Consider the following 18,540-nt stretch of genomic DNA (forward strand, 5'->3'; position numbering starts at 1 on the left):
GAGCCAAATGAGGATAAAGAAATGAAACAACTAGCTTTTAACATTGTTGTCATACTTTTTCCTCTGTCCACCATTGCTGAACCGAGTTTGGAACGTGGTGAATACCTCGTACGAGGGCCTGCGGCGTGCGGAAATTGCCATACGCCGCAAGGACCGAATGGGCCCGATATGACAAATGAGCTTGGCGGCATGATGATCGAAAAGAATGACATGATGGAGGCATGGGCAGCCAACATAACTCCGGGTAGCCGTGTTGCGGATTGGAGCGATGCAGACCTTGCCCGAGCGATACGCGAAGGTATCCGCCCTGACGGTACAGTCATCGGACCGCCGATGCCAATCGGCTTGTATCGCGGACTGAGCGATGACGATCTCATGTCGATGGTCATGTTCCTGCGAACAATACCCTCCAGTGACATTGAGACACCTTTGTCCACCTACAATTTTCCGCTGCCACCTGCCTATGGTCCGCCACTTGAGACAGTTTCGGCGCCACCGAGCGGCGTGACGGTCGAATACGGTGCTTATCTTGCTGGACCAGTCGCGCATTGTACGGAGTGCCACACGACTTTCGGGCCCAAAGGTCCGATGTTTGATACTCATCTAGGGGCAGGAGGGTTCGAGTTTCACGGACCGTGGGGCGTTTCCGTCGCACCCAATATCACGAGCCATCAGGACGGTCTTGCAGGATATTCAGACGATGACCTGAAGACCATTATCGTTTCAGGCAAAAGACCAGACGGAAGCCAAATGCTACCGCCTATGGGTTACGCCTATTATGCAACGATGTCGCCCGAAGATCTCGAAGCCATAGTAATGTATCTGCGTACCATCCCACCCCTGCCTGATCCATAAAAAGCTAAGCGAAATGCTGCGGATTTAGCGTTATCCAGTGCGCTATTTAGACTTGTTTCTACCGAGTGGAATACGCCTTGGGTTCCTATTCTGTCTTGTCGTGGGAATTCACCGAAAATTCTTTGAATTTCTGCTTGGAATGCGAATTAGGTTTCGTAAGTCAGCTAACAGCCTATGGAATTACAAATGCCGGAGCGTTCCAAATATGCTCGGTCCATAAATCTGTGTTATTGTTACAAATGATCATTGCCGAACATGATTAGTTTTATTGGAGATTGGAGGGAATTATGCTTCGTTCATCGGCTAACCTATCAGTAATAACGATTGCACTGCCGTTTACTGCATTTGCTCAAGACATTGCTCCTGCGGCGGAAGACATTGCTGGCCCTCCTCAGAACTATTCTCCGTTTGTCGAACGCACTGTGCGCAACCGGAACTTCGCGGAAGGCCTTTATTGGGGAGACACTCATCTTCACACGATGTTTTCCACGGACGCCGGAATGATTGGCAACACGTTAACTCCAGAAGATGCTTACCGATTTGCTCGCGGCGAAGAGGTGATCACATCCTCGGGTCAGCGTGTACGAATTGGGCGGCCGTTGGACTTTCTGGTGGTTTCGGACCACGCCGAAAATCTTGGCATGCCGGTCATGCTAGCCGAAGCTAATCGCGATCTTCTAGCCACGGAATATGGAAAACGTTTCTACGATCTTGTTCAGGCCGGCGAAGGCTACGAAGCGTTCAGGCTTTGGGGCACTGATGGTGTATCGCAGAACCGGGACGTGATCGACAACCCAAAAATCAACCGGACGATCTGGGACCGACAGATAGAGCTTGCCGACCAATATAATGACCCTGGAAGTTTCACAGCATTCATTGGTTTCGAGTGGACTTCCATCAACAACCAGCAACAACCTTCCAACCTGCACAGGGTGGTTGTTTTCAAGGAAGACGGACGGAAAGCAGGGCAGGTTCTGCCGTTTTCAGCTTTTCATAGCCCGGACCCAGAGGATCTTTGGGCCTACATGGAGAGCTATGAAACTGAAACTGGCGGTTCTGTGCTCGCCATTCCGCATAACGGGAACCTCTCTAATGGCCTGATGTTCGCAACTGAAAAGCTTAACGGTGAACCCATAGACTCGGAATACGCGGAAACTCGCATGCGCTGGGAACCCATCGTCGAAGTTACTCAGATCAAGGGCGATGGTGAGACCCACCCAGCTCTGTCGCCAGACGACGAATTCGCTGACTATGGAACGTGGGACAAGGGTGATATCGCGGGGTTCCAAGCAAAGACGCCTGAGATGCTTCCATTTGAATACAGCCGATCAGCCCTGCAGGTCGGTCTTCAGCAAGAGCTGGAATTGGGCATTAATCCCTTCAAGTTCGGCCAAATCGGAGCAACGGATGCCCACACAGCCGTGGCCACAACCCGGGATGATAATTTCTGGGGTAAGATGCCTTCGTCGGAACCCTCCCCAACTCGTTGGGAACACTATGTCATACAGGCACTAAGCGGCGACGACATGCTCTCTACGTTTGAATACGAGGCGCTTGCCGCTGGTCTTGCAGGGGTATGGGCACGCGAGAATACTAGGGCTGCCCTCTTTGATGCCATGCAAGCCAAGGAGGTTTTTGCAACAACTGGAACGCGGATGGCCGTAAGGTTCTTTGGAGGTTGGGATTACTCAGAAGATGATGTCTTTCGCCCTAACGTCGTGGATATCGGATATGCCAGAGGCGTTCCAATGGGCGGCGATCTTCCGTCTGCTCGGAATGACGCAAGTGCGCCCGTGTTCATGGTCGGTGCACTCAAGGACCCAGATTCCGGCAACCTGGATCGTATCCAGATCATAAAAGGTTGGGTCGACGCGGAAGGATCGCGCCAAGAACGCGTCTACGACGTTGCTGTCTCGGATGGCCGTGAAATCGGATCCGACGGGCGAGCGAGAGAATCTGTCGGCAACACCGTGGACGAGGCTAACGCAACCTACACCAACTCAATCGGCGACGCAGAACTGCGCGCCGTATGGATCGATCCTGATTTCGACCCCAAAGTGCCGGCTGTTTATTATGCCAGGGTGCTTGAAATACCCACACCCACTTGGCAAGCATATGATGAAAAGTTCTATGGCATCCAGATGACGGCCGATGTTCCAAGGAGTCATCAGGAAAGAGCTTATACCTCGCCCATCTGGTATACTCCGGAGGGCTAGATCAGAAATATTTCTTGATAAAGAAAACCGACATCCGGATCACTAATCAGGACAAGGTTGCTGTTCTTGGAAGCACGGGTACAAATTCGATAACCGGATGGTCAATGTGACCATCTTCTCTTGATGCGATTGTCCAAATTGTTTGCAGTCGCATTGACCTTGGGAGCTTATTTGGCGCCTAAAGAAAAGGATGATTTCATTCATGGATTGGTGTTCAGTTTACAGCGCCTTTCGGAGGTAAAATGATCGCGCAGTCCGTCGACAAAAAATCCCGGCTAGCTCTCATTTCTGCTTTTGATCCAGAAATTGAGGTGCTCCGCAGTAGGCTGGAAAATCCAAGTTCACTGAATATCTTAAATCGGGAGTTTTTGATCGGGGAACTACTCGGTAAGCCGGTTATCGTGTTTTCCTCGGGTGTCTCGATGGTCAACGCTGCAATGACCACCCAACTTGCGATCGATAATTTTGACATCACTGGAATAATCGTTTCCGGCGTTGCAGGTGGGGCTGACCCTAATCTTACGATCGGTGACATCTCTATTCCCACTCGCTGGGGACAATACATGGAGATGGCTTTCGCCCGAAAAACAGAAAATGGGTTCGAACTACCTACTTTTTTATCCTCGCAGTTTCCAAGGTTTGGGATGATGCATACTATCAACGTCGGCACGTTCGAGGAACTTGCGGGTCATGGAAAAAGTCGATTTTGGTTTCCGGCCGATGCCAAATATCTTGAGGTTGCAGAACGAGCTTCAAAGAAAGTCAAACTGACTGCCGTCAGCGCTGAAGGTCTCAAGCTTGATCATTTTCCAGAGGTCCATATCGGGGGCGGTGGTGTCACCGGAACCGCATTCGTTGACAATGCTGAATTTAGAGAATGGGCCCATAATTCCTTTGACGCTCGTGTTCTGGACATGGAGTCTGCGGCAATCGCCCAAGTAGCAGATGCAAATGAGATCCCTTTTTTAGCATTTCGAGCATTGTCTGATTTGGCAGGCGGTGAAAGCGGGCATAACCAATTTGACATATTCATGTCGTTAGCGGGAACCAATCTCGCAAACCTGATCGAAGCTTTCATTTCCGAGCTGGACTGAAACACGCCCTTTACAGGTCTTCCAAGACAGGCGGCCCAAAACTTGCTGCGTCCTAAGACATCAAACCATGACTGAAATCAAATTCTTGATTGGGCTGCCCGAGGTCACTCTGACAATTTCTTAAGCAACCGAATTCGAACGTTGCGATCATTGCGTTGTATAATTCATTCGATAATATGAATGAAAAACCGGATTTGGTTTAACATTTTAGAAACGTTGAAATTGGGTGTCTGAAACAGTGTCCGCGCTCACAACAAGGCGAGCTTTTTTATTAAGTGCTCCGACTGCTTTTGTCGGCATACGCTCGGTGTTAGCTTCAGATCTGCCGCACGAAATTAGGTGGAAAGACCTGGTTCCCTTAAAGGCTAGAGGAGCGTCCTACGACCGGCAGGCATTATCCCACTCTTCGCTGCCCAGCCGGACGTTCAGCGACCCCCGCCATTATGCAATTGTTCCCGAGCTCAACCACCAAAGAGTGAGATTGCCGGGTTTTCTTGTCTCTCTCGAATTCGACAAAACACGTGGGACCGAGTTCCTTCTCGTACCGTTTATCGGTGCTTGCATCCACGTGCCGCCACCACCGCCCAATCAAGTTGTTTACGCAATTTCAAAGCAACCACAAACAATCGAGGGGATGTTTGAACCAGTCTACGCCGTAGGTGTATTGCGCACCGTATTTGCGGAAACGGATTTAGCACATTCGTCATATTCAATGCAGGTGGAGGAATTCGAAAAAGTCGAATTCTGAGCCGGCAACAGGGATAAGGAAAAGACAATGATCTTAAAAAGACTTTGCGCGATGGCATTGGCCGCCTTTCCAACGATTGTTCAGACGCAAACCCCTACGCCTCCACCGGTTGCTGAAACTTCCACGGTCGAGGACATGCGTGCTGCTTTGTTCGGTGGAGTTCCCGGCGAAAGGTGGAAGGAAGGGCTTTTGTTCGAGGGTATCTCTCCACACCCTTGGTTGAATTCAGCTTCAAATTGGTTCCCAGGAACCGAGGACATTCAACCGAACGAGATGCGCATCATATTCATGGGCACCTCTCCGATTATCCGCCCCGGACAAATGAATACTTCGATCCTTGTTCAATTAGGTAATGGCGAGAACTATTTGTTCGATGTGGGCGAGGGTTCAGTTGCTAATATCAACGCATCAAACATTGCGTTGAACGAACTCGACAAGATTTTTATTACCCACTTGCATGTCGATCATTACAACGCGCTACCGTACATATATGTGTTCGGCGGTTGGGCGGGCCGGTGGCACAATCCGCTACGCGTTTTTGGCCCATCCGGCAGCGCGCCTGAATACGGTCTAGCATCAATGATCGAAGGCATGAAGCAGATGGTGCGGTGGCATACCGATGCGTTCAGCGTTTTTCCGGTTGGTCAGGGGCACGACATTGAAGTCAACGAGTTCGACTACACAGACGAAGGTGGCGTGATCCTTGATGAGAACGGCGTCAAGGTAATCCATTGGCAACGCAGCCACGCCAAGGATGGAGCTTCGGCCTATCGCCTCGATTGGAATGACCTGTGCTTTGTTTGGACAGGCGACGGCCGGCCGAATGAAAGAGACGTCAAATGGGCCAAGGGTTGCGATGTGTATGTGACGGAAACCCAGACTGAACTTGTTGAAATCAGCGCCGGCGTTCAGGGCGTTCCGCCGTTTCTGGCGCGTTACACGATCGATACGCACCACACTCCCGGTTATGCAGCTGGCTATGTTGCAAACCTAATCCAACCCCGCATGTTCATGACGACGCACATGCCGTTTGACCCTTACTTAAACGAAGAAACTGTTGCTGAGATCCGCGAACACTGGAAAGGTCCCTACCATTTCGGGGCTCCGGACGGAATCGTCGTAAACGTGACAAAGGACCAGATTTGGGTACGTGAAGGCATAATTCCGGATTACCCAAACAACCGGGCGCCGCAGTTCAATTTTGACAACAACCAACTAGTTGTACCTGCGCCTCCGAAATCTCGGGAAGACATTCAGAACGCGGATGTCAGGTCATCCGAGATCGATCCGGATTTATACTACCCAGAAGGTTACAAACCTGAGCTATTGCAGGAATGGCCGACCGCCGACCGCGACTTGGTTATCGAGCTTGAAGATCTTCCTCCGAGTTTCAGGGATGGCATGGGTGACACATGGGCCAAACGAAAAGCAAATCGTGCGACATTGGGATTAGAATAAACGCGCAAACAGAGTCGGCCCGGGTCGTAAGAACCCGCCGACGCCGCTTCAGCGCAGATCCTTGATAGATTGTTGCAATGCCACTATCAGTTCATCTCGTTTTTGCGACAACTCTGCAGGAGATAATCCGCGGGCCTCGGCCTCAACGCCTTCGACAAGTTTATTGGAAACTTCTTCTGTTAGATGGACTTCGCCCAAATCGTCCCACCAACCATTGAATGTGTCCGAGAAATGATCGCAGAATGCCTTGAGGCCACCTTCGCCTGCCCCAAGGTTGAATAACATCGTTGGCCCCATAGCAGCCCACCTAAGGCCGGGCCCTGCCCAAACGGCTTTGTCGACATCTTCGACAGACGCGACTCCTGAAACTACAAGATTTACAGCCTCACGCCAAATTGCGGCTTGCAGACGATTGGCTACGTGACCGGGCACCTCTTTGTTTATCCGAATGGTTGTTTTGCCGACGCTCTTATAGAATTGTTCTGTCGCATCCACCACGCCACAACCAGTCTTGTCGTTGCCAATTACTTCAACCAAGGGAATCAAATGCGGTGGATTAAACGGGTGGCCCAACACAAAACGTCCCGGATCAACCCAACCGGGCTGCATTTGCTTTAGAGTAAGGCCAGAGGCCGAGCTTGCCACAATCGCATCTGGAGAAAGTGCAGGTTCGATGGCAGAAAAAGTTGCGTGTTTTATCCGCAGTCTTTCGGGCACGCTTTCCTGTACAAACAAGGCCCCATTCACTGCGTCTGCAGCTGATGGATGAAACGAGATAGCGTCTGGTGTTCCATTTTGCGTAAGTCCCAACTGGGCCATTGCGGGCCATGCGGACTCGATATATGCGCGAACTTTTGCTTCTACACCCGGTTCCGGGTCATACATTGCAACTGATCGGCCCGAGGCCAGAAACAAGGCGGCCCAACTGGCACCAATAACACCACCGCCCAAACACGCTGTATGTTGGAATTCCATCAGAATAATCCCGGATTTAGTGGCGAGGCCGCCGTCATGCCGCCATCGATTGTAAACAACTGGCCGGTTGCAAATCCGGCCTCATCCGATGCCAGCCAGACCGACATATTGGCAATATCCTCGGGGGTGCCAAACCGGCGCGAAGGGTGTCGCGCCAATGCATCACTGCGGGCAACTGCAGGATCGGTCGCCAGATCAAAGCCGGCATCCAACATGCCCGTTTCAATCCAGCCAGGGCAAATTGCATTGCAGCGGATGTCAGGTCCATGATCAACAGCGATTGATCTTGTCAGCCCGTGCACGAATGCCTTGGAGGCATTATAGAGCGCCATTGATGGATCGGCGACATTTCCTGAGATCGAGCCGATATTTACGATCGATCCACCCGACAACATGCGCGGAATAAATGCGCGGCAGACATTGAAAACACCCCTGCAATTTACACCGATCACCGCGTCCCAATCAGCATCCGAGCTGTCAGTAACTGTCTTTTCAACTTGAACACCCGCGTTGTTAACAAGGATGTCCGTCGTTTTCATATTCGACGCCAGCTTCTGAACCGCCACGGCATCGGTGACGTCAAGTGAATGCCAAACAATATTTGAAGATAACCCCTCAGGTCTGGGACCGCGCCCACAAGTCGTGACAGCTGCGCCTTCGCTTACAAAAGCATCAACGATTCCCCTTCCAATGCCCTGACGTCCACCGGTAACAAATGCATTTTTTCCTACCAGTCTCATCAGTGTGCCACCATTACGTGGCGAACCGAAGTATAGGCATCCAAGGCATATACGGACATGTCGCACCCGGTGCCCGAGCCTTTCATCGCGGCCCATGGCATTTCGGCAGCAGGCATCCCGTGCGTGTTCACCCAAGTCATTCCATAACGCAGCTGCGCTGACATTTTCATCGCGGTCGAAAGATCTTTAGTCCAGATTGACGAGGCCAAGCCATAACGTCCGGCATTGGCGGTCCGAAGCGCATCTGCGGAATCCGAAAACCGCGACAAAGTGACGACGGGACCGAACACCTCGCTGCTTGCGATCTCGGCGTCGTTGTCAACATTGGCCACGACTGTTGGCTGATAGAAAAACCCAGGCCCTTCATCCACTTTTCCGCCAACAGCGATTTCCGCACTGCTGCGCGCCCGGTCGACAAACCCGGCGACGCGATCACGCTGAACCGCAGAGACGACGGGACCCATTTCGGCGCCATCCGACCTTGGCGCTCCCACCTTGATCTGGCCGACCTGATCGGCAACCGCAGCAACGACCTTGTCGTAGATACCATTCTGCACCATTAACCGACATGGCTGAGCGCAATCCTGACCCGCGTTAAAGAACGAGCCGTAACGGATCATTTCGGCCACTGCGTCGATATCGGCGTCGTCAAACACGATAACCGGTGCTTTGCCTCCAAGCTCCAGATGCACATGTCGGATCTGGTTGGACGCGGCCCGCATTGCTGCCATACCTGTCGCGGGCGAGCCTGTTACGGAAATCCCTTCGATACGTGGGTCGTTTATCAGTTTATCCCCGACGGAAGACCCCCTGCCATGTAATATATTCAACACGCCTTTTGGCAGTACGTCGGTCAGCAATTCCGCCAACCGCAACGTGGCAATCGGTGTGATCTCGGACGGCTTCATAACAATAGTGCAGCCAGCAGCCAGCGGGGCAGCAATTTTCCATGCGGCCATCATTAATGGGTAATTCCACGGAGCAATAGAAGCTACCGGACCGATCGGATCCTTGCGGATCATCGAGGTATGGCCAACCGCGTATTCCCCCGCCACCGATCCGTTCATGGTGCGTGCGGCGCCTGCCATAAACCTGAAAGTATCGATGGTCAGCGGCATCTCTTCGTCCCGGGCCATCGGCCACGGTTTTCCGACGTCGAGGGTCTCAAGTTCTGACAGTTCCTCGATGTTCTCTTCGATCACGTCGGCAATTGTGTTGAGCAATCCGGCGCGTTCGGCTGGTGTGACGAGGCGATAGGTCTCAAAGGCCTCATGTGCCGCAACTGTAGCAGCCTCGATCTGCTCAGGTGTGGCCTCAGGAACATGGGCAACTGTTTCACCAGTCGCAGGGTCCAGAATAGGCAACGCACTGCCGCCGCCTTCGACCATCTCTCCATTGATCAGCATTTTTGTCTGCATTTTTCCCCCGTCAGAAAGCAGTCTGGTCGTTGCCCTTGAGGTCCAATCGTTTTCGGGCCTCGTCAGGCGTGGCGACCGTTAGACCAAGATTTTCAATGATCGAACGGATTTTGTGGACCTGGTCAGCGTTGGATTTGGCTTTCTGACCTGGCCCAATATACAGGCTGTCTTCCAACCCTACGCGCACGTTACCGCCCAAGATTGCAGCTTGTGTTGTGAAGGCCATCTGGTGGCGACCTGCCGCTAGCACCGACCACTCATAGCTATCCCCGAAGAGCTTTTCAGCAATGGTGTGCATATGCATCAGGTTATCGGGATCGGCCCCGACACCGCCCAGAATTCCAAACACCATCTGGATGAAGAAAGGCGGTTTGACCCATCCTTGATCGACCACCCAAGCCAAGTTGTAAAGGTGGCCCAGATCGTAGCATTCGAACTCGAATTTTGTGCCATGCCCTTCGCCCAGTTCCTTCATCGCGTATTCGATATCCGAAAAAGTATTGCGAAATATGAAGTCACGCGTCATGTCCAGAAACTGAGGTTCCCATTCGTGTTTCCAGTCAGAGTACTTTTGCAACATCGGGAAAATGCCGAAATTCATCGATCCCATGTTCATGCTGGCCATTTCCGGACTCGCTCGTAACGCGGCGCGCAAACGCTCTTCGCGGGTCATGCCAAGCCCACCTCCGGTTGAAACGTTCATCACTGCGCCAGTCGCCTGTTTGATGCGAGGCAAGAACTGCATGAAAAGATCTGGGTCAGGATCAGGTTGGCCTGTTTCTGGGTTCCGTGCATGAAGGTGGATGATTGACGCACCAGCTTCGGCCGCGCCAATGCTCGCCTCGGTGATTTCGTTGGGCGTGATCGGTAGATATTTCGACATGGTCGGCGTGTGTATGCCTCCGGTAGGGGCACAGGTAATGATGATAGGTTTGGTCATAGCTTCATCTGCTGAACTTGCGCGCTCAGCCCTCCATCAAGAACCCATAGTTGACCGCTTGCATATCGCGCCTCATCTGAGGCCAGCCAGTTGACCAGATTAGCTATGTCTTCCGGGGTGCCATATGTGCGCATTGGGTGGACATCGCGTACGGCTTTTTGCAATTGGTCAATTGTTTTGCCGTCGCCTCCCGATCCATCACCGGTAAAAAAACTTTGCAGCATAGGTGTATCGACATAGCCGGGACAGATGGCGTTAACGCGAATACCTTCTGGTCCGTGATCACAAGCCATAGCCCTGGTTAACGCATGAACTGCTCCCTTGGTTGCACAATAAGCGGCAAGGCCGGGATCTGCTATGAAGCCATCATAACTGCCAAAGTTAATGATCGAAGCCGACGTCCCTGAAGACGATGCAATTCGCATAAGTGGCAGCGCGTGCTTCGAAGTAAGAAATGTTCCCGTCACATTTACCGCGAAGGACCGATTCCATTCCTCCAGCGTTGTCTGCTCGATCGTCTTTTCGATCTCGATCCCCGCAGCGTTAACCAGAATATCCAATTTACCTGAGGCATTGGAAACTTCATCCATCGCCGCGATAGCATCATCTTCCTTTGTTACGTCCAACTTGACAAAGACGCTACCATCCTCGTCATGCGAGGCCAAAGATCCTTCTGGCGTCAGATCAGCGGCGTAGACACGAGCACCCTCACGCAAAAACCGGGACACTATGGCGCGACCGATACCCCCGCGCCCGCCAGTGACCAGCGCAGTTTTCCCCTTCAGCATCATATGTCATTCTCCTTCAGCGGCGGATATCGATAGCGTGCAGCTGCGACGGTCCAATCCATATGATTGCGAACATATTCCTGCGAAGCGTCTCGCGGCGGATTGTAATCCCACGCTTCGCCCGCCCCGGCCTCCATCGCCGCATGTAAAGTACGACGGGATTTCTGAGTGGCAATCACATCGGCGCGCAGCTTTTCACTGTTCCAACGTTTCGATACCTCGGCAGCAAATTCTTCAGCCTGCATTGCATAGGCCGGGTCCGATGCCCGATTTTCTTGTTCCATCGGATCGCGTGACAAATCGTAAAGTTGCGGAGGGTCGGGATCGCAATGAATATATTTCAATGGCCCGTGCCGGATCATGAAGACAGGGTACGGCGTCATCTCAGCGCAGTATTCACCGATTGCTTCGTCTACCGGATCACTTTCACCGCGCGCCAGCGGCATCAGAGAGCGACCGTCCACGGGCTCGCCAAAAATGTCGTCAGAGCCTCCTGCGATTTCGACAAAGGTGGGAAGTAGGTCCAACAGTGAACAAGCATTCTGCGTTGATCCCAGGCCAACACCTGGACCAGCCATAATTAAAGGCACACGGGCCGAATGTTCGAAAAAGTTCATTTTGTACCATAGGCCGCGTTCGCCCAGCATGTCTCCATGATCTGCGGTTACAATGATGATAGTATTGTCCAGCTGTCCAATTTCATTCAGCGTCTTTGTTATCCCGCCAACTTTACTGTCAAAATAGCTGACGTTGGCAAGATATGCACGGCGGGCACGGAGAATTTCAGTGTCTGTCAAAGGAACATAGCTTGCCTCGATCCCGTCCATCACCCTGCGCGAAAACGGATCTTGTTCTTCAGGCGTCAAGGTGAAGCCCGGCATCGGCACGTCTGTGTCCGTGTACAAGTTCCACCATTCTGGTTTTGCCACATATGGGTCATGAGGGTGAATAAAACTTGCGACCAAGCAGAACGGAGCCTCATCTCCGGCAGCCCGGTCGCGGCCACGATCGATCAGCCAGCGGCGGGCGGCGAATTCGACCTCGTCATCATAGTCGGTTTGGAAAGTGGCGATGGCCTCTCCGCTTTCCTTGACCGTCTGCATGTTGTGGTACCACTTGTCGATCCGTTCATCCGGAGCTTCCCAATCCGGGGTCCAGGCGAAATCAGCAGGGTAGATGTCGGTCGTAACCCGATCCTGAAACCCGTGCTTCTGATCTGGTCCGACAAAGTGCATCTTGCCCGACAGACAGGTGCGGTAACCCAACGCTTTCAAGTAGTGTGCAAAAGTTGGGACCGAGGCGCGGAACTCGCTTGCATTGTCATAGGCCGCGATGCGACTGATCAACTGCCCCGACATGAAGGCAAAGCGTGAAGGAGCGCATAGCGGTGAATTGCAATAGGCGGCGTCAAACCGCATTCCGCGCGAAGCCAGCGCATCAATATGCGGTGTTTTGACTGATGGATGGCCGTAAGGACCGCAGAAATGCGGCGCCAGTTGATCTGCCATCACGACAACGATGTTCGGCCGCGTCACGGAGCGGCCTTTGCGTAAGCATCCAGCACAAGACCGTGGAAGTGATGAACCGCGTGTTCCGACTTTCCTGAGCCATTCGGATCATGAACGATCCGTCCTTGAGTGAAGGCCGGTGTACTCATGCCACGTTGAACGCTTTCGACGATATCGATGTCTTCGCGCTGCAGAACTTCGTCGAGATAGCGTATCGCCTCAATTTCCGCTTCATCCGGTTCCGGGGTTTCCAGGAAGAAGTCATAAGTCTCCAGCGTTCGATCCGGACCTACGGGAATTATATTCAACACGATCATCGAAGACCGCCCCGGATAACGCATGAGGCAAGTGGTGGGCCATAGCCACCAGACGGCATGGGTTCGCACGGTTGCGTTAGATACATCGTAAGCAGTGTTTGAATTCTTGCCCGCTTCAGCCATGTGGCTCGAGTAGATACCGTAAGTGGTCACTTTGTAGGTATCCATGTCCACCAGATCGCAAAAATCCTTGTGCGCTGTTGGGCAATGATAGCATTCAAGAAAGTTGTCGACGACATTTTTCCAATTTGACTTGATGTCATAAGTCAGGCGGTGACCAAAGGTCAGTTGCTCAATATCCGGCGCCCAGTGACGAATTTCAGTCTCCAGATCACCAGATACCGTCCCAAGAGGTTGCGCCGATGGGTCGAGGTTCACAAATATAAAGCCCGCGAATTCCTCGACCTGTACCTGGTCCAGACAGATGTCAGCAGTACTGAACCCACTAAGGTTCTCGGTCTCAGGCGCACGTACGAGCTGACCGTCCAGCTTGTAGACCCATGCGTGATACGGGCACATGATGCGTGTGGTTTCACCTTCACCCGAAAGCAGGTGGTGGGCGCGATGCTTACACACGTTGTAGAAGGCACGCAGCACGCCTTCGCGATCCCGGATCACGGCAACGGGGCGACCCGCGATTTCAGCGGTTACAAAGGAACCCGAAGTCCGAAGTTTTTCGACATGACAGACCCATTGCCAGTTCTTTGCAAGAACCTCATTAATGTCGACCTGATGCCACGCTGGGTCTACGTAAGCTTCGGCCTTCAACGAACTCGTGTTGAAGGGGTCAGGATTGAACCCGTCAGAAATTCGCGCGAATTGTTCTTTTGATGGAAGCTCGCTCATAAGTGACTCCACATTTCTGGGTCGGTAAAAGCCCATGTGACTGATGTGTAGAGCATATGATCTTCACAATTATACGAACAGGCTTATCTTTTTTCGCCACAATTTTTACTTTTTTAGCCATCCAGCGGATTGCGAAATACTACCCGGATTTGCAATGCATTGGCCAAGCCCTGTATTCGAATGGAACGCGCCCTTCGATACGATCATGACTAGGCGGAAGGCCAAACCTTTCCTTATAAGAACGACTGAAATGCACTTGGCTGTCGAATCCGGACGCCATGGCAATTTCGGCGATAGGAAGTTCCGTCTGTGTGACAAGCCCGCGCGCCCGATCAAGCCTGATATCGCGGTAGTACAACGCAGGAGTTTTTTTAATGTATGTCGCGAACAATCGGTTGAGTTGACGGTGCGAAACGCCAGCTCTCTTACAGATTTCCGGGAGAGAAATCGTATCTTCCAGATTGGCTTCCATGACTTGAATTGCCGATTTGAGGGTTGAGGGAATAACTGCGCCCAAAGGCTCGTTGCCTTCAGGTTGTTGCATCGCAGTCGGTCCTCTTAACCGATCGTGGAAAACATATCTGGCCGCTGCATTCGCAAGAGCACTGCCATGTATTCCCTGTAATATCTGAAGAGCAAAATCCACCGATGCCGTTCCACCACAGCAGGTGACGCGGTTGCGGTCTAGTACATAAAGATTTTCGACAACCTCAATCTCTGGAAACAGCTCTTGAAAGGCGTCGATATGTTCATAGTGTACAGTTGCACGATGACCGACCAGCAATCCGGCCTGCGCAAGAATAAATGCTCCGGTATCCAACGCGCCCAAGGTCGAACCTCCCCTGCCCCAGTTGCGCAACGCCTTGCCAATATTGACTGTCATATGTTTTTCCGGCGTCCAGCTGGACGACACAATTGCGATATCCACCGGTTGAGCGGTGATCTCATCCAGTGCTTGAGTTTCGATATTTGTACCATTGCTCGAGGGGCAAATCCCTCCGGACTCTGATACAAATACCCATTTAAAATGGGACTTACCGTCAAGGTAGTTTGCGGCTCGAAACGGGTCGATGAAGCTCATCGTAGCGGACATGTTAAAACTTGGAGTAACGATCACCACCAGACGGGTTTCAACATCTGAGTTCTTCGCCATTTCGCCGTTACCTAGATTACAGGACACTGCATTCAGGAAATGACTTTTGAGTCAGATGCGCAAGACTGTTTAAAAGTCGGTTACCGCTCAATTCTGTTCTGTCACATTACATTGGTTAATTGTCTAGAGATCTCTGTTGAGCCCAAACTTCACGTAGCTTTTTGTTTGGTCAGTCGGCAACCCTATCGTGGCAACATTAGTGTAAGGCTCGCGCCTTGCGGCACGTTGTCGATAGTAATTTGACCACGGTGACGTTGCGCGACCGCCAATGCAATCGAAAGACCCAGCCCACTTCCTTCGGAATGCTCCAGTTGCGAAAAGCGATCAAAAACCGTTTTACTTTGGTCCGGGGACAGACCTTTGCCATCATCTTTTACGGTCAACATCACGGCCTTTTCATCCTGACGCACGGAGACCGAAATCTTGCTCAGTTTCTCGCCACCATGCTTCAATGAGTTGTCGAGTAAATTCTTGATGGCCTCGCTTAGGAAAATCCGATCGCCCGAGACAATGACCTTGGTATCGGGCATCGCGACCTCGAATTCGATACCTCTGGCAAGAATTTGAACGCCCATTTCTGCTGCAGCTTCCTCGGCTACTTTCCGAAAGTCGAACTCATCAATCTGATCTTGCCGAGTCGGGTACCTGAGCCGCTCGAGGGACAGAAGTTGTTCCGCAACTGTGGCCGAGTTTTTGGCGGCAGTGACCAATTCAGAGATGCGTTTTTCTTTGTCTTGATCTGTCTTCGCATCTTGCAGTGCCTCGGCCATGGATTGTACCGCCGCCGCAGGGTTTCTCAGCTGGTGTGCCGCTTCTGAAATAAACCTTTGATGCGCAATTATGCTCTGTTCCGTCTGCCGAAAGAGGCGGTTAAGGGTTTTGACGACACCTTGCACCTCGGCGGGCACTGGCCTTCTGATTTCACTGAGGTCATCTGGTGAACGCAAATCAATCGCGTCTTGCAAATCCAACAAAGGCCGTAAACCATGAGCGACACCAAACCAGACAACTATGGCGAGCGTAACAAGCAAAATCCCCATTAAAACAGCGGCGCGTATCGACAGTTGATTGGCAAAGGCATTGCGGTCCGAAGTAAGTTGCCAGGCAGTGACGGTCGCGTCTCCAACAAGGTTCTCCAAAGCGACCCTCTCGGTCATCCGAAGTACGCGAACCGGTTCGTTTCGATACTCAGCTTCAAAAAAATGCGGCTTATAGGGGTCCTGTTGGCCAGACGCCGAAGAAGACGGCGGATACGCATATCCTGTCACATATATGCCGCCCGGACCTGTCACGTGGTAGAAGATCTCTCCACCCGATGCTTGTCTGATCATGTTGCGAGTTGACGGAAGCAGCGCGTCCCCACCAGAAATTGCCACGTCTCGTGAAATCGCAAGACCAGCAGAAAGTAGACTGTCGTCAAAAAGCTCTTGCGCCGTACGCTGTGCGACTGCGAAACGCCAGACCCCTAACAAAACCGCGATCAGGATCAGTGGCGTCAAAATCAGAAAAAACAGCCTGCGCCTGAGCGATCCGTGTTGGTTCACTTTTGAACCTCAAGCAAATAGCCAAGACCCCGAGCCATTTTAATCCGGATACCCAAATCCAGCAGCCTTTTCCGCAGACGTGATACATGAGGTTCTACGGCAGATTCTTCTACATCGGCGCCTACGCCATATACAAAATCGATGAGTTGGCTTTTGGGTACTATCCTTCCGCGACGTTCCAACAGGCACTCCAATACGGCAATTTCTCGACGCGGAATTTCCAAGACTTGGCCATTTACGCTGACCTGTCGTGCACTGCGGTCGAACTCAAGCCCGCCGACAATCTCGCTGGCCTCATAATCCAGCTGTTTTCGCCGGGATAATGCCCGAATACGCGCTTCCAATTCGTCCATCTCAAATGGTTTTACCAAATAGTCATCCGCACCCATATCCAGTCCCGAAACCCGATCGCTCGTCTCGGAACGCGCTGTCAGCAAAATTACCGGAGCGCCATCCCCGCGGGCACGCAGGGATCGTAAAATCTCCAACCCGGAACGGCGCGGCAGATTGATATCCAACACAATCAGATCCGCACCTTCCTGACCCAGATGAAGTTCTGCCGCGTCTCCGTCCGTTAGAACATCTACCGCATGACCACGGTCACGCAGACGATAAGCTATGGCGTTGGCGAGAGTTTCGTTATCCTCGACGATGACGATCCGCATTCGTACTCCTGCAAGTTTCACGCAAGGTTGAAGCCTCATGATTGCCAGATGGGAGGGGGAATCAACCCCACAGTTTCATTTGATGTCACGGCGGCGCGTCAAGCTCGTCTGTGGTTTTCTGGTCAATAGGGAGGAACCAATGACCATTTCAAACTTTACCCGTCGCGCAGTCGTAGGACTGATAGCCGCTGTCGGTTTGGCCGCGCCTGCTGCTGCGGAGGTCGATTTCTCGGGCAAAACTGTTGAGTGGGTTATCCCATTCTCAGAAACTGGCGGCTCGGCCAAGTGGGCCAACTTTTTTGCTCCGCTTCTGTCAGAAGCCCTGCCGGGTCAACCCACCGTTGTCGTGAAATTCATGCCCGGCGCCGGATCGACAAAGGGAGCGAACTGGTTCCAGGAACAAAAGCACGACGATGGAACTCTTTTATTCGGCACCTCAGGCTCGACCCAGTTTCCATACCTGCTAAGCGACCCGCGTGTACGATATGAGTACAACGACTGGATACCTGTGATGGCATCCGGCACCGGAGGTGTGGCTTATCTGAATGCTGAAGATGGTGCCAAATTCGATGGCTCCGCAAACGCGCTGAAGGACACCAACTTCATATATGGCTCACAGGGTGCAACGCGTCTGGACCTGGTACCCTTGCTGGCGTGGCAGATGCTGGGTATGAATGTAGAACCCGTGTTCGGTATCAAGGGTCGTGGCGACGGTCGCCTGATGTTTGAACGCGGAGAAGCAAACATTGACTACCAGACATCCTCTGGTTACCTGGGCGGTTCCGTACCGCTGGTCGAGGCGGGCCAAGCCGTACCAATGATGACCTGGGGCGCATTGGATGCCGATGGCAATATCGTACGTGATCCGACATTCCCCGATATCCCGACCTTCAAAGAGGTTTGTGAAGCCACCGATGGCTGCGAAACCAGCGGCGAGGCTTGGGACGCATGGAAGGCGTTCTTTGTCGCCGGTTTCCCGGTTCAAAAGCTGGCCTTTCTGCCCGGTGATACACCTCAGGAAGTTGTCGACGCTTACACCGCGGCCTTCCAGGCTGTTACTGAACGAGGCGACTTTGAAGAGATTTCCTCCAAGCGTGTTGGCAAGTACCCCGTTTTTGTTGGCGACGGCTCTAAGGCTGCACTGCAAACAGCGACAAGCGTTAACGATGACGCCAAGGCGTATGTACTAAATTGGCTCAAAGAAGCCTATGGTGTCGAGCTGAACTAGGCTGACGTCCCAGCGCGTGCCAAAACATAGGGCACGCGCTATTACAT

Annotated in this window: 16 protein-coding genes; 6 read left to right on the forward strand and 10 right to left on the reverse strand. The window is 52.4% G+C overall.

Annotated elements, in window-relative coordinates:
* Nucleotides 1-21 precede the first annotated feature (21 nt).
* The 5 genes from GOV45_RS18945 to gntH all read left to right on the forward strand — a co-directional run bounded on the left by GOV45_RS18945 (nt 22) and on the right by gntH (nt 6,371).
* Complete coding sequence (locus GOV45_RS18945) at nt 22-855, forward strand: c-type cytochrome (protein ID WP_170480718.1); 834 nt, start codon at nt 22-24, stop codon at nt 853-855.
* A gap of 287 nt (nt 856-1,142) precedes the next feature.
* Entirely contained in the window at nt 1,143-3,071 is a 1,929-nt protein-coding gene (locus GOV45_RS18950) for a DUF3604 domain-containing protein (RefSeq protein WP_170480724.1), read from the forward strand.
* A 242-nt stretch (nt 3,072-3,313) separates the two neighbouring features.
* Entirely contained in the window at nt 3,314-4,165 is an 852-nt protein-coding gene (locus tag GOV45_RS18955) for a 5'-methylthioadenosine/S-adenosylhomocysteine nucleosidase (RefSeq protein WP_170480732.1), read from the forward strand.
* A gap of 307 nt (nt 4,166-4,472) precedes the next feature.
* Nucleotides 4,473-4,913, forward strand: a complete 441-nt coding sequence (locus GOV45_RS18960; protein WP_367648702.1) for a DUF3299 domain-containing protein — start codon at nt 4,473-4,475, stop codon at nt 4,911-4,913.
* Between the two features lie 27 nt (nt 4,914-4,940).
* A complete protein-coding gene (gene gntH / locus GOV45_RS18965) occupies nt 4,941-6,371 on the forward strand; it encodes a guanitoxin biosynthesis MBL fold metallo-hydrolase GntH (protein WP_170480736.1) in 1,431 nt (476 codons plus the stop codon).
* Nucleotides 6,372-6,419: 48 nt separating this feature from the next.
* Here the strand turns inward: gntH and GOV45_RS18970 are convergent, their stop codons facing one another.
* The 10 genes from GOV45_RS18970 to GOV45_RS19015 form a co-directional block, all read right to left on the reverse strand.
* Nucleotides 6,420-7,346, reverse strand: coding sequence for a 3-hydroxyacyl-CoA dehydrogenase NAD-binding domain-containing protein (locus GOV45_RS18970; protein WP_170480738.1), 927 nt, complete (start codon nt 7,344-7,346; stop codon nt 6,420-6,422).
* Nucleotides 7,346-8,086 carry an SDR family NAD(P)-dependent oxidoreductase gene (locus tag GOV45_RS18975; protein ID WP_170480740.1) on the reverse strand — a complete coding sequence of 247 codons (741 nt, stop codon included), beginning with the start codon at nt 8,084-8,086 and terminating at the stop codon, nt 7,346-7,348. Before GOV45_RS18975 ends, GOV45_RS18970 begins: the two co-directional genes overlap by 1 nt.
* Nucleotides 8,086-9,504, reverse strand: a complete 1,419-nt coding sequence (locus GOV45_RS18980; RefSeq protein ID WP_170480742.1) for an aminobutyraldehyde dehydrogenase — start codon at nt 9,502-9,504, stop codon at nt 8,086-8,088. The genes GOV45_RS18975 and GOV45_RS18980 overlap by 1 nt, the downstream gene beginning before the upstream one ends.
* 10 nt (nt 9,505-9,514) lie before the next feature.
* A complete protein-coding gene (locus tag GOV45_RS18985; RefSeq protein ID WP_170480745.1) occupies nt 9,515-10,444 on the reverse strand; it encodes a 3-keto-5-aminohexanoate cleavage protein in 930 nt (309 codons plus the stop codon).
* Nucleotides 10,441-11,235: an SDR family NAD(P)-dependent oxidoreductase gene (locus GOV45_RS18990; protein ID WP_170480747.1), complete on the reverse strand. Its 795-nt coding sequence runs from the start codon at nt 11,233-11,235 to the stop codon at nt 10,441-10,443. The genes GOV45_RS18985 and GOV45_RS18990 overlap by 4 nt, the downstream gene beginning before the upstream one ends.
* Nucleotides 11,232-12,767: a choline-sulfatase gene (betC, locus tag GOV45_RS18995; RefSeq protein WP_170480750.1), complete on the reverse strand. Its 1,536-nt coding sequence runs from the start codon at nt 12,765-12,767 to the stop codon at nt 11,232-11,234. The genes GOV45_RS18990 and betC overlap by 4 nt, the downstream gene beginning before the upstream one ends.
* Nucleotides 12,764-13,903 (reverse strand): aromatic ring-hydroxylating oxygenase subunit alpha, encoded by a 1,140-nt coding sequence (locus GOV45_RS19000; protein ID WP_170480758.1) that lies wholly within the window; start codon nt 13,901-13,903, stop codon nt 12,764-12,766. Before GOV45_RS19000 ends, betC begins: the two co-directional genes overlap by 4 nt.
* A gap of 139 nt (nt 13,904-14,042) precedes the next feature.
* On the reverse strand, nt 14,043-15,056 hold the full coding sequence (locus GOV45_RS19005; protein ID WP_170480759.1) for a GlxA family transcriptional regulator: 1,014 nt from the start codon (nt 15,054-15,056) through the stop codon (nt 14,043-14,045).
* 182 nt (nt 15,057-15,238) lie between these two features.
* Entirely contained in the window at nt 15,239-16,600 is a 1,362-nt protein-coding gene (locus tag GOV45_RS19010) for a sensor histidine kinase (RefSeq protein ID WP_170480760.1), read from the reverse strand.
* A complete protein-coding gene (locus GOV45_RS19015) occupies nt 16,597-17,265 on the reverse strand; it encodes a response regulator transcription factor (RefSeq protein WP_170480761.1) in 669 nt (222 codons plus the stop codon). Before GOV45_RS19015 ends, GOV45_RS19010 begins: the two co-directional genes overlap by 4 nt.
* A gap of 139 nt (nt 17,266-17,404) precedes the next feature.
* On the opposite strand from GOV45_RS19015, the gene GOV45_RS19020 reads away from it, so the two are divergent.
* A complete protein-coding gene (locus tag GOV45_RS19020; RefSeq protein WP_170480762.1) occupies nt 17,405-18,493 on the forward strand; it encodes a tricarboxylate transporter in 1,089 nt (362 codons plus the stop codon).
* The last annotated feature ends 47 nt before the right edge of the window (nt 18,494-18,540 follow it).

The organism is Ruegeria arenilitoris (assembly GCF_013035425.1).
Lineage (GTDB): Bacteria > Pseudomonadota > Alphaproteobacteria > Rhodobacterales > Rhodobacteraceae > Ruegeria > Ruegeria arenilitoris_A.

What these genes read in the sequence shown, in the direction of transcription:
- GOV45_RS18945 (WP_170480718.1), top strand. Translation starts at nt 22, where the DNA reads ATGAAACAACTAGCTTTTAACATTGTTGTCATACTTTTTCCTCTGTCC.
- GOV45_RS18950 (WP_170480724.1), top strand. Translation starts at nt 1,143, where the DNA reads ATGCTTCGTTCATCGGCTAACCTATCAGTAATAACGATTGCACTGCCG.
- GOV45_RS18955 (WP_170480732.1), top strand. Translation starts at nt 3,314, where the DNA reads ATGATCGCGCAGTCCGTCGACAAAAAATCCCGGCTAGCTCTCATTTCT.
- gntH (WP_170480736.1), top strand. Translation starts at nt 4,941, where the DNA reads ATGATCTTAAAAAGACTTTGCGCGATGGCATTGGCCGCCTTTCCAACG.
- GOV45_RS18970 (WP_170480738.1), bottom strand. Translation starts at nt 7,346, where the DNA reads ATGGAATTCCAACATACAGCGTGTTTGGGCGGTGGTGTTATTGGTGCC.
- GOV45_RS18975 (WP_170480740.1), bottom strand. Translation starts at nt 8,086, where the DNA reads ATGAGACTGGTAGGAAAAAATGCATTTGTTACCGGTGGACGTCAGGGC.
- GOV45_RS18980 (WP_170480742.1), bottom strand. Translation starts at nt 9,504, where the DNA reads ATGCAGACAAAAATGCTGATCAATGGAGAGATGGTCGAAGGCGGCGGC.
- GOV45_RS18985 (WP_170480745.1), bottom strand. Translation starts at nt 10,444, where the DNA reads ATGACCAAACCTATCATCATTACCTGTGCCCCTACCGGAGGCATACAC.
- GOV45_RS18990 (WP_170480747.1), bottom strand. Translation starts at nt 11,235, where the DNA reads ATGATGCTGAAGGGGAAAACTGCGCTGGTCACTGGCGGGCGCGGGGGT.
- GOV45_RS19000 (WP_170480758.1), bottom strand. Translation starts at nt 13,903, where the DNA reads ATGAGCGAGCTTCCATCAAAAGAACAATTCGCGCGAATTTCTGACGGG.
- GOV45_RS19005 (WP_170480759.1), bottom strand. Translation starts at nt 15,056, where the DNA reads ATGGCGAAGAACTCAGATGTTGAAACCCGTCTGGTGGTGATCGTTACT.
- GOV45_RS19015 (WP_170480761.1), bottom strand. Translation starts at nt 17,265, where the DNA reads ATGCGGATCGTCATCGTCGAGGATAACGAAACTCTCGCCAACGCCATA.
- GOV45_RS19020 (WP_170480762.1), top strand. Translation starts at nt 17,405, where the DNA reads ATGACCATTTCAAACTTTACCCGTCGCGCAGTCGTAGGACTGATAGCC.